10 protein-coding genes are annotated in these 11357 nt (G+C 60.4%); 6 read left to right on the top strand and 4 right to left on the bottom strand.

Annotated elements, in window-relative coordinates:
- Window positions 1-134: 134 nt before the first annotated feature.
- Window positions 135-1265 carry a catalase family protein gene (locus HX869_RS03840; protein WP_178902761.1) on the bottom strand — a complete coding sequence of 377 codons (1131 nt, stop codon included), beginning with the start codon at window positions 1263-1265 and terminating at the stop codon, window positions 135-137.
- A 31-nt stretch (window positions 1266-1296) separates the two neighbouring features.
- Entirely contained in the window at window positions 1297-3108 is a 1812-nt protein-coding gene (locus HX869_RS03835) for a di-heme-cytochrome C peroxidase (RefSeq protein WP_178902760.1), read from the bottom strand.
- Window positions 3109-3354: 246 nt separating this feature from the next.
- Between HX869_RS03835 and HX869_RS03830 the strand changes: the two genes are divergently transcribed.
- From HX869_RS03830 to HX869_RS03810, 5 genes are all read left to right on the top strand, one after another.
- The gene (locus HX869_RS03830) at window positions 3355-4095 is read left to right on the top strand and encodes an FKBP-type peptidyl-prolyl cis-trans isomerase (RefSeq protein WP_003211122.1); all 741 of its coding nucleotides are present in this window, start codon (window positions 3355-3357) and stop codon (window positions 4093-4095) included.
- A 454-nt stretch (window positions 4096-4549) separates the two neighbouring features.
- On the top strand, window positions 4550-5005 hold the full coding sequence (locus HX869_RS03825) for a YkvA family protein (protein ID WP_003211120.1): 456 nt from the start codon (window positions 4550-4552) through the stop codon (window positions 5003-5005).
- A 97-nt stretch (window positions 5006-5102) separates the two neighbouring features.
- Window positions 5103-5441: a helix-turn-helix transcriptional regulator gene (locus tag HX869_RS03820; RefSeq protein ID WP_003211117.1), complete on the top strand. Its 339-nt coding sequence runs from the start codon at window positions 5103-5105 to the stop codon at window positions 5439-5441.
- On the top strand, window positions 5438-5809 hold the full coding sequence (locus HX869_RS03815; protein WP_003211116.1) for a hypothetical protein: 372 nt from the start codon (window positions 5438-5440) through the stop codon (window positions 5807-5809). Before HX869_RS03820 ends, HX869_RS03815 begins: the two co-directional genes overlap by 4 nt.
- Complete coding sequence (locus tag HX869_RS03810; RefSeq protein WP_003211114.1) at window positions 5809-6195, top strand: sel1 repeat family protein; 387 nt, start codon at window positions 5809-5811, stop codon at window positions 6193-6195. The genes HX869_RS03815 and HX869_RS03810 overlap by 1 nt, the downstream gene beginning before the upstream one ends.
- 1 nt (window position 6196) lies before the next feature.
- On the opposite strand, the gene HX869_RS03805 is transcribed toward HX869_RS03810, so the two are convergent.
- Together HX869_RS03805 and HX869_RS03800 are read right to left on the bottom strand one after the other, a co-directional pair.
- Window positions 6197-7975, bottom strand: a complete 1779-nt coding sequence (locus HX869_RS03805; RefSeq protein ID WP_023659268.1) for a bifunctional diguanylate cyclase/phosphodiesterase — start codon at window positions 7973-7975, stop codon at window positions 6197-6199.
- 112 nt (window positions 7976-8087) lie between these two features.
- Window positions 8088-10169, bottom strand: a complete 2082-nt coding sequence (locus tag HX869_RS03800) for a carboxy terminal-processing peptidase (RefSeq protein ID WP_023659269.1) — start codon at window positions 10167-10169, stop codon at window positions 8088-8090.
- Between the two features lie 138 nt (window positions 10170-10307).
- On the opposite strand from HX869_RS03800, the gene HX869_RS03795 reads away from it, so the two are divergent.
- Window positions 10308-11270 (top strand): zinc-binding dehydrogenase, encoded by a 963-nt coding sequence (locus HX869_RS03795; RefSeq protein WP_178902759.1) that lies wholly within the window; start codon window positions 10308-10310, stop codon window positions 11268-11270.
- Window positions 11271-11357 lie beyond the last annotated feature (87 nt).

The following is an 11357-nucleotide window of genomic DNA, read 5'->3' as shown; positions in this document are numbered from 1 at the left end:
GCCTACGCGAGGAGCCGAGTGGTGGGGCAAGAGCGTTTTGCTTACTTTTGCGCTGTTCAAAAGTGAGCCGCTGTAAGAGCGGAACCGATATAAGCCATCACCCAAATAACGGATATGTCCCCAACACCGCGGCGTTACAAATTCCGGCTATGCCGATAATCACTGACCGCCTCATACACCGCCTTACGCAACCGGTTAATCCCCCCAATCGGCCGATGCGCCTCCACCCCAAACCACGGATTAAACGACTGATTATCACAAGCCAGATTCAACGCCGGCGTATCAAAATCCTGCGCCGGAATCACCACCTTGGCCACCGTCTCAAACGGCGCATCACTCTCTTTCCATTCAATGCTGGTGTCCTCGATCGGCATGAACTTCTGCGGATTCTGCCGCTGAATCTGCAACACAAAACACGCCGCCACCCGGTCCGTCGACAGTTGCTGATTCAACGCACTGCGCAAAAAGTTCGGCAGGTCCTGATTCTGTTTGGGCAGCACATACGCAGGACACCCCTGGGGATCCGGCGCCACCCGAAACTTCGCATTCGCCGCCCCAAACTTATACGGCGACACCGAGAAATACGTCGTCTGCGTAGGACTCACCGGCGGCGGCGCCAACGTCGCCAGCGCGATAAACAAATGCCGCACCTGCCAACTGCGCGGATCCACCCCGGGGAAAAACGCCATGACTTTCTTGCCATCGGCCTGAGCCGAAACGTTCTGCGCATACTCCGCCACATCACTGACGAAAAAATTCGGATGGCTGAACATCACAAAGTCCTGCTCACCCCGCGCCTGCTGATCCGCCAGCAGCTGTTTGCCTGGCACGTCCAGCAACTTGATCGCCATCCCCCGGGCATCCCGGATGCTGTCGAACTGCGGATACGCATTGCCGTTGGACAGTCGCATCATCGCCTGCCAGGTCTTGCCCGGCTCGGCGAACACGCCCTGGCGCAGGGCCGGGTCGAGGTCCGCCAGTACGCTGACCTCGGCCTTCACGCAGCCATGGGCCTTGGCATGCGCATCCCGCAGGTAACGCGTGCCTTCGCGGTGCTGGTCGACGATGCGCACGGCGGTCTGGATGATGCCCTGGGTCATGGCCGCTTCACCCGGCGGGATCTGTTCATCCGGCGATACCGGGCCGCTGTGCTGCCAGGCAAACCACAGGGTGGACAGCAACCAGCCCAGCAGGCCCAGGCCCACCAGCCACAACAGGGTCTTGCCGAGAAACGCGCCGAGGCGCAGCCAAAGTCGAGCGAGCATTTAAAAATCCTTTTCTGCGAAGTCGGTTGGGTCAGGGCAGTTGCTGTTCCAGCGGGCCGCCCAGCACTTTCAAATATTCCAGCAGCGCCCAGCGTTCCTGGGGCAGCAAGCCTCGGCCAATCACCCCGTTGCCACGCTGCCCGGCACGGAATTCGTGGCCGCTGTTGTGGTTGCCGGTGATGCGCGTATCGAACAGGAACGCGTTGGGGAACGCGGCGGTTTGATAGCCCAGGTGGCGCGGGTCGTATTCGAAGGTGCCTTTATAGAAGGTCGGGCTGCGCTCGTCCTGAGGCGAGAGCAATTGGTAGATCGTCGGCACCGAGCCGTTGTGCAGGAACGGCGGTGTCGCCCACACCCCGGCCAAGGGCCGTGCCTTGTAGGCACGCAATTCGCGTACGCCGATCGGCAGGCCGAAGCCGTCCAGGCGCGGGCGTTCGGCAGGTGTCACACCGGCGGCACGGTAGGCGTGGTCTTCGACAAAGGCGGTGATGTAGGCCAGGCCTTTGGCTGAAGAGAGGCTGCGCAGGTCCAGCGGCTCGGTGGGCGTGGGGTGCAGTTCGACGTTCATTTTCGCCAACTCCGCCGGGTCCCATTGCAGGGCGCTGAGGTCGAAGCGGTGGTCAGCGATATTGTTGGCAGTAGCGGGGTCGGTGCCGATGACTTCCACCGGGAGCATTTTCAACTGGCGCACCGGGCGGCCATCGACCTGGGACACCGCTGGCACGTGGCAGCCGGCGCAGTTTTCCGCGAACAGTGCGCGACCCTGGGCGGCCAGCGGTTTGTCGATGGCGCCGAACAGGTCTTCGGGCCAGGTGGGGGGCTTGAGCCGTTGCAGGGTTTCTTCGATGGTATTCAGGTCGCGCACCCGCACGCTGGAGGCGTAGCGCGCATCGCCCTGGAGCGGCTGGCCGGCGCTGTCGAAGAAGTCCAGGGTGGCGCCGACGCCCAGGGCTTCGCCGATATTGCGGGCCATGGGTTGTTGGGCCGAGCCATTCCATTGCACCCAGTCGAAGGTCCAGATGTCCCACAGTTGCGGGTAGTCCACCGGGGCGTTGGCGATGCGGTAGTTGTCGGGGGAAATGGCGTCGCCGAAGCTGGCGTTGGCGATACGGCCAAAGGCGTCGGTGCGGCCCGGGCCTTCTTCGGTGGGGTAGAGGCCACGGTGGGTGTCGTTCCAGGCAACTTTGAGGAAGTTGTTCAGGGACTTCTTGAAGTCCTGGCGCAGTTGCGCTGCGGTCTGGTCGTCGTAGTCATCGCCCAGCACGGTGCGGGCAAAGCGCTCGAATTTCCACGGGTTGTAGTAGGTCGAGGCAAGGCTGGCGACCAGCGCCTGGCCGAAGCTGCCGCCGCGCAGGGTCGGTACGCTGGACGGCAGCACATGCTGCGCCGGGCCGCCGTCGATACGCAGGCCCTGGCCTTTGAAGTTCAACTGGCCGGTGTGGCAGGCGGCGCAGGTGATGTCGAGGAACTCATCATTGCTGCCGGCATTTTTATGCCGAGCGAAACCCACCGGCAGGTTGCCGGGGTTTTGTGCAGTAGGCACTTGCCTGGGATCTACCAGGAAACCGAAGCGCGCCAGGTACTCGGGCGTGGCGAAACGCTGTTCGGAGAACGGCAGCTCCAGTGCGGTAAACCAGGCATAACGCAGGCCCTTGACCTGGGTGCCCTGGGGCGTGAAATAGTAGGTCTGGCGATCTGCGGCGCTCCATTGATCCTGATAGTGCACCTGTTCCACCGGCACGTAGACCGGCAGCTTCGGGTTGACCACGTAATAGAGCACCACCGCCAGGACCAGGCCCAGCAGTATGAAAATCATCAGCAAAACACGGGAAAAAATGCGCAAGATAACTATCCTTGTCGAGTTGTAGCGTTCTTATGCCATCAGGCCAGCAGTGCGGCAAGTGGCCATGAGTCTCGTTCCAGCGCTGCTGCCGTCCGTTGCAGGGCCCTGGATTGAATGAAAATGCTTTTAAACACGTGAACTTATCAGAAGTTTCCTGCTCACATGCCGGTAGCCATTGGTCGTGGCCGCCTGATAAGCTCGCGACTTTACTCGAATGCCCTTTTGGCACACGAACAAGGAAATAGCATGAAACAGCATCGGTTGGCGGCGGCGGTGGCCCTGGTTAGCCTGGTACTTGCGGGTTGTGATTCGCAAACCAGCGTAGAGCTGAAAACCCCGGCGCAAAAAGCTTCCTACGGTATCGGCCTGAACATGGGCAAAAGCCTTGCCCAGGAAGGCATGGATGACCTGGACTCCAAAGCGGTAGCCCAAGGCATCGAAGATGCCGTCGGCAAGAAAGAACAGAAGCTGAAAGACGACGAGCTGGTCGAAGCCTTCGCCGCACTGCAAAAACGTGCTGAAGAGCGTATGGCCAAGATGAGCGAAGAGTCGGCAACCGCCGGCAAGAAATTCCTCGAAGAAAACGCCAAGAAAGACGGCGTTGTCACCACCGCTTCCGGTCTGCAATACAAGATCGTGAAGAAAGCGGACGGTGCTCAACCCAAGCCTACCGACGTAGTGACTGTTCACTACACCGGCAAGCTCACCAACGGCACCACCTTTGACAGCTCCGTGGATCGCGGCAGCCCGATTGACCTGCCGGTCAGCGGCGTGATTCCAGGTTGGGTCGAAGGCCTGCAACTGATGCACGTTGGCGAGAAGGTCGAGTTGTACATCCCGTCCGACCTGGCCTACGGCGCGCAGAGCCCGAGCCCGGCGATTCCAGCCAACTCCGTGCTGGTATTCGACCTGGAACTGCTGGCCATCAAGGACCCGTCCAAGGCAGACGCTCCTGACGCACCGGCGGCTCCTGCTGCCAAGAAGTAATCAGCGCCTGAACACACAACGCCCCGTCTCGACGGGGCGTTGTTGTTTCTGGCCTGTGCGATCGTATGCGATCGTTCCCACGCTCTGCGTGGGAATGCATCCCGTGACGCTCTGCGTCACCATTGCGCATAGCTTAGGCCTAGCGCTAACAGCGAGCGCGGAGCGCCACAGGCGGCATCCCCACGCAGAGCGTGGGAACGATCAGTTGAATCCAGGGCAAATTCAACCGAACCCATGCGGGCTAGAGCAGTCTGATAAAAGACCCGAGTACGGGTAGACGCAGATTATCTCCAAGTCAATGAATTCTTGGGTTTTTTTTATGTGCGCAAAAAACGCCCGATCTGACTGTAGGCCTTGTATTACGTGGCTTTCAGCCTGGAAAATAGGCTCTGTTCACAAGGTTATCCACAATTTGTGTGGATAACCTTTTCTGTCGCCTGGAACTGGAGTGACGATGAAAGCCCCGTTTAATTTCACCCGCTTCCTGCCCATGGCTGCTCGCCTGCTTGGCCGTGGGCGCTTGCCGACGTTGCTGTTCGCGGTCGCCGCCAAAGGCTCGAGCCAGGGCAACCGGCTGGGCAAGCTCAAGGACGACCTCAAGCTGCTCCAGGCCTTGTGCCTGGCCTACTGGCGCGGCGAGTACCGGGCCATCAGCCCCAAGGCGCTGATTTCGGTAGTGGCAGGGTTGATGTACTTCCTGAGCCCGATTGATGCGATCCCGGACTTTATCCCGGTGTTCGGCATGCTCGACGACATTGCTGTGCTGGCGTGGGTCATGAAGACCCTCGACGGCGAACTGAGCGCCTTTCGCGCCTGGCGCGAGCGTCAGCTCCCCGAGAAACTTGCGGTGGTTGAGCGCCTTCCTGCGACGCCTCAGCTGCTTACGCAGGAACACCTGAAAAAAAACTGAACCTTGGGAATATCCCCCTGCGCTCTTTGTGGCTGTTAGGATTACACTCCTAAGGAAAGTACTTACGAAGTAAGTGTTGTGATCCTACGGGGCAGTCATGGATATTCAGATAATTACAAAGGATGGCGAGCCCGAATATGCGGTTCTGCCATGGGCTCAGTATCAGGCGCTGTTAAAAGCTGCCGGTCAGCAACAGCCAACGCCTCCCGCTTCGACCATTAGCCAAGCCACTGCCGAGCCGGATCTGCGCCCCCTGGAGCAGCTGCGAAGCCTGCGCGAGGCCAAGGGCCTGGCCATCGAGGTTCTGGCGCGCACAGTGGGCATCAGCCCGTCTTACCTGGGCCTGATCGAAAGCGGTGAACGCCAGCCGGACGCTGCCATCCGCCGCAGCCTGGCCTGGGAACTTGGCGTTGCAGGTTGGAGGGACGAAACGTGAGCGTACGCATCAGCCGTCAACATTGGGATGGGTTACTCAACGAGCTGGACCAGGCGCGCCGACAGCGCCACCTCTTGACCTACCGCGCCTTGCTGGAGCGCCTGCAATTTCCCACGCCGGCCATGCAGACGCTGACGGCTGCGCTGGAGCACCTGGCGGCGCTGGATGCCAAGGCCGACCAACCACTGCGCAGTTCCCTGGTGATCAGCCAGGGCGCCAGTCGCCTGCCACGTACCGGTTTCTTTGAATGCGTGGAGCGTCTCGGGCGCTTCTGCGGGCCGTCCGATGGCGTGGCCGCGGCGTCGTGGCACGCATCCGAAGTGGTGCGAGTATTTGAGTACGATTATCCCGAGTCAGCGGAGGCGTAGTGTTCTGGAAGCTCAAGGCGTATGCCAGTTACTGGCTGGCGCGCAAGTTGTTTCATTGGTCCTGGTTCGTGCGACAGCCGCGTGGCTGGCAGTGGCTTGAAGGCCAGTTCGCGCGCATGGCCAATCTGGGCGACGTAGGAGCACAGAGTTTCTACGGACATATCCTGACGTTTCGTGGCAAGGGCCTCGGCGCCCGTGAAGAAGGCGTGCGACTGTTGCGGCTGGCGGCCCTGGCCGGCGACGGCAAGGCGGCCTACCAGATTGGGGTGTTGAGCCTTGCGGGCAGCCTTGGCAAGGCGCCTGATCCGCTGGAGGCGGCACGCTGGTGGAAAATCGCCGCCCGAGCCGGGCACCCGTTGGCGCAGATGCGCCTGGAGCAACTCTGATCTAGAGCGGCTGCGGTTCTGCCTGGCCCAGCTCCAGGCTGTCAATCACATGAATGCTGTAGCCCGCCACGTTCTTCGCGTGGTGCTTGGCTTGCGAGGCCAGTTCCGCCAACTGGCTGGCATCGAGTTGTCCACAGGCCTGTGGATACAAATGCACCACGCCGATGGACAGCGACAGCAGCGCAAACTCCTGGCGCACGCCCTGGCGGTTCAGTGCAACGAAACAGCCCGCGTCCAGATGCTCGCTGCGATAGAAGCGCCGGCACTGGGTGTGGAAGTCGTCCAGCAACTGGTTCAGCCGCTTGCGCCAATCCTGCGGCCCCAGCACCAGCAAAAAGTCATCACCGCCGATATGCCCGACGAAGTCGCGGCTGGGGTCTACCCGGTCGTTCAGGCATTGCGCCAGGCACAGCAGCACTTCATCGCCCCGGCCATAGCCGTAGATATCGTTGAATGGCTTGAAACTGTCGATATCGACGTAGCAGATCACAGACTCGCGTTGTTGCTGCAACAGCCGCGTCAGGCACTGCTGGATGGGGACGTTGCCCGGCAGCAAGGTCAGCGGGTTGGCATAGCGTGCCTGCTGGATTTTCAGCTCGGTAATCAGCTTGAGCACATCGATCACCCGGCCCAGCCCCAGATAATCGCCGTTGAGGGTGATGATGAAATCTTCCTCGATCCGCTGGCGTGCGCGACTGGTAAGCAGGCGGCTGACCTGCTGCAAGGACTGGCTCAGTTCCACCGCGAGAAAGTCATCACTCATCAAGCGGCTGATGGGCTTGCGGGCGAACAGATCGGTGGCGAACGGCTTGAGTAGCGCATCTGACAGCGAGTGCCGGTGCACGATGCCAATCGGGTGGCCACGCTCATCCAGCACCGCCAGGGAATTGAGGTTGGCCTGGCGCCGAAAGGCTTCCAGGACCTGCGCCGTGGCAGTGTGCTGGCCCACGGCCGGTTGTTCGTTGAGCAGGGCGCTGAGGTCGCTGCCTTCGTCGTTCAGCGCGACGTTGGCGTTGTCGGGCTTGGGCAGCATCAACCGCGCTTCCTGCGGCGGGTGTTCCTGGGGGCGGCAGAGCAGGTAGCCCTGCACCAGGTCAACGCCCATTTCCGTGAGCACCGCCAACTCTTCCGGCAACTCGATGCCTTCGGCGATGACCTGGGCCCGGGAGGCCTTGGCGATTTGCAGGATGGAGCCGACAAACTCGCGCTTGAGGGCGTCCTGGTGGATGCCGTCGATAAAGTGTCGATCGATCTTCACGTAGTCCGGGCGCAGCTCCGACCACAGCCGCAGGCTGGAATAACCGGCACCCAGGTCATCCAGGGCAATCGAAAAGCCCATGGCGCGGTAGTGGTGCAGCGCGGTTTGCAGCAGTTGAAAATCGTCGGTCGGGGTTTGCTCGGTCAGTTCGATCACCACCTGGCTGGGCGGGATGCCGAAGTCGCTGAGCAGTTGCAGGGTACGGCCGGGCTGGTGGGCGGTCTCCAGCAGGGATTCGGGTGAGACGTTGAGAAACAGCTTGCCCGGCAGTTTCTGCTCGCTGAACCGCCGGCAGGCACTTTCCCGGCAGACCATCTCCAGCTCACTGAGACGCCCGGCGTGACGGGCCACGGAGAACAGTGCGACCGGGGAGTGCAACGGGCTGTTGGACGGGCCGCGACTGAGGGCTTCATAACCGATGACGCGTCGTTCAGACAGGGAAATGATGGGTTGGAACAGGCTGTGCAAACTGCCTTGAGCCAGGATTGAGCCCAATGCATTCAGCTGTTCGGTCATGGTCATGATTTTCTCGGGTCGAAAAAAAAGGACCTGCTTTGGCAGGTCCTTCATTTCACGACAGAATGATGTCTATTTGATGACACTCCGAGGAGCGTTCACATTAAATCGCCATCATTTACTGCTTGGCCACCGTCTTGCTGATCTTCAAGTAGTCCAGCAGGATGCGCCCGGTCTCGCTCAGGTAGGCATCATCTTCCGGCTTGGTTTTATCAGGCTCGGCGGCGATCGCGTCTTCGTCTTCTTTCTTCAGTTCCTTGAGCGGGGCTTCGCCTTTCGCCTTGCGGCGGGCGTTCTCCAGCACCAGTTGCTGATTCTCGATGTCGGTGTGCTGCGCACGACGGTCGGCTTCGTTCAGGCTGACGGTTTTCTCTTCCATCAACTTCTTGGCCAGGGCCAGTTTGTCGCGGATGAAGATGAACTCGGCATCCTTGGCGGAGCGGGCTTCGTGATCAGCTTTCAACTCTGCGATGTACGGTTTGAACGGGTCTACCGCAGGCTTGATCGCAGGACGGATGGTGTCCCACGGCATCGCCTCGGGCAGGGCGCTCTCGCCGATTTCCTTGGTGTCGATGATCGACGGGAAATCGACGTCCGGCAGTACGCCCTGATGCTGGGTGCTCTGCCCGGAAACCCGGTAGAACTTGGCCAGGGTCAGTTTCAGCTCGCCATGGTTCAGCGGCTGGATGGTCTGCACGGTGCCTTTGCCGAAGGTCTGGCCGCCGATGATCAGCGCACGGTGGTAGTCCTGCATCGCGCCGGCAAAAATCTCCGAGGCGGATGCCGAGAGGCGGTTGACCAGCAACGCCATCGGCCCTTTGTAGAAGGCACCCGGGTTCTCGTCTTCCAGCACGTCGACACGGCCGTCAGCGTTACGCACCAGCACGGTCGGACCCTTGTCGATAAACAGGCTGGTCAGCTCGGTGGCTTCCTGCAGGGAACCGCCGCCGTTGTTGCGCAGGTCGATGACCACGCCGTCGACTTTTTCCTTCTGCAATTCTGTGAGGATTTTCTTAACGTCGCGGGTGGTGCTCTTGTAGTCCGGATCACCGGCGCGGAACGCTTTGAAGTCCAGGTAGAACGCCGGGATCACCACCACGCCGAGCTTGTAGTCCTTGCCATCCTGCTTGAGGTTGAGGACTTGCTTCTGGACGGCCTGGTCTTCGAGTTTCACCGCTTCACGGGTGATGGACACGATCTTGCTGGTCTGGTCGTTCGGTGCGTTGGTGTGCGGAATCACTTCCAGGCGCACCACGCTGCCTTTCGGCCCGCGGATCAGCTTGACCACTTCATCCAGGCGCCAGCCGACCACGTCGACCATCTCTTTGTCGGCCTGGGCCACACCGATGATCTTGTCGGCCGGGGCAACCTGCTTGGTCTTGTCGGCCGGACCTGCCGGCACCAGACGCACGATCTTCACCTGGTCGTTATCGCTTTGCAGGACGGCACCGATGCCTTCCAGCGACAGACTCATGTTGATATCGAAATTTTCCGCGTTATCTGGCGACAGATAGTTGGTGTGCGGGTCGTAGGACATTGCGAAGGTGTTGATGTAGGCCTGGAAGATATCTTCGGCACGGGTCTGATCCAGACGTGCCAGCTGATTCTTGTAGCGCTTGGTCAACAGTTCCTGGATGGCCTTCGGCTCTTTGCCGGCGATCTTCAAGCGCAGGACTTCATCCTTGACGCGCTTGCGCCACAGGTCGTCCAGCTCGGCTTCGGTGGTCAGCCAAGGAGCGTCCTTGCGGTCAACCAGCAAGGTCTCTTTCTTGGTGAAGTCGAACTTGTCGACACCTTTGTCCAGCTCACCAATGGCGAAGTCCAGACGCGCTTTGACGCGGTCCAGGTAGCGCTTGTAGATGGTGAAGCCGGGCTGCAGGTCACCGCTCTTGAGGAAGTCGTCGAACTGCGTCTTCCACTTGTCGAACTCGGTGATGTCGCTGGCCAGGAAATAGCTGCGCGAGGGATCCAACAGCTTGAGGTAGCTGTCGTAAATGATCACCGAACGAGCGTCGTCCAACGGCGGCTTGCTGTAATGGTGGCGCTTGAGCAACTCGACGACGTTAAGGCTGGCAATCACCTCATCGCGATCAGGCTGAAGGTTGTCCCAGCTGTTGGCTGCGAACGTATTGCTCGACAGCGGCAAAAGGCCGATACCGATAAAAAGAGCGAGGGCGGTGCTGGGGAACAAATGCTTCATGCTGATTCGACGCGGGGGCAATTGATAACGCATATTAGGCCGTCTTTGAAGTCGCCGGTTCCATATGGGCCGGTCGCATAATGCAAAAAGCCCGACGCTACAGCAACGGGCTCAGTCCAGACTCACTATGGAGGCACTGTGAAAGCATTGCAAGGCGTTGAAGGTCATGTGGAGTGGCAAGAAGAGCCAAGTCCTACATGCGATGTAGGCCAAGTACGCATTCGCGTGGCGGCTGCGGGCCTGAATCGCGCCGATTTATTACAGCGTTCGGGGCTTTATCCGCCACCTCCCGGTGCCAGCCAGGTGCTGGGCCTGGAGTGTTCCGGGGTGATCAGCGAAGTCGGCGCCGGTTCGTCGTGGCAAGTGGGGGATCGGGTTTGCGCCTTGCTGGCTGGCGGCGGGATGGCTGAAGAAGTGGTGGTGGATGCGCGGCATGTGCTGCCGGTGCCGGAGGGTGTGTCCCTGGTGGAAGCGGCCGGGTTGCCCGAGGTGTACAGCACCGCGTGGCTGAATCTGTTCCAGTTGGCGGGCCTCAAGCCCGGTGAGAAGGTGTTGTTGCATGCCGGCGCCAGTGGGGTGGGCTCGGCGGCGACTCAGTTGTGCAAGGCGTTTGGCAGCCCGTGCTGGGTCAGCGTGGGGTCGGCGGATCGCCTTGCGTACTGTGAAGCGCTGGGGGCTCAGGGGGGTGTGGTACGTACTGACGGCATCGAGGGCTTGAGGGATTTTGGACCGTTCGATGTGATTCTTGACCCGGTGGGGGGGAATTACGCGGCGCTGAATCTCAAGCTGGTGGCGCGTGATGGGCGCTGGGTGTTGATTGGGTTGATGGGCGGGCGTGAGGCGCAGATCGATCTGGCGCAGGTGTTGGCCAAGCGTGTGCAGGTGTTGGGGTCGACGTTGCGCAGTCGGGATGATCAGTTCAAGGCTGACTTGTTCAGTGACTTGAGCCAGCATGTTTGGCCGTTGTTTGCCGAGGGGCGCTTGAGTCCGCAACTGGCCAGGACGTTTCCGATCAAGGATGCCGAGGCTGCGTTTGCTGAACTGGCGACTAATCGGATTTCCGGGAAGCTGGTGTTGGTGATTGACGAGAGTCTGACCTGATTTCAGATGCGACATTTGTGTTGGGGGGAGTTGGGCTGGGTGTATATCCGTTATTTTCGTAACGGCGACTATTGGTTCCGCTCTTAC

It is taken from the genome of Pseudomonas sp. P7779 (assembly GCF_013386315.1).
Classification (GTDB): domain Bacteria; phylum Pseudomonadota; class Gammaproteobacteria; order Pseudomonadales; family Pseudomonadaceae; genus Aquipseudomonas.
This window is presented reverse-complemented; position numbering and strand designations above follow the sequence as displayed.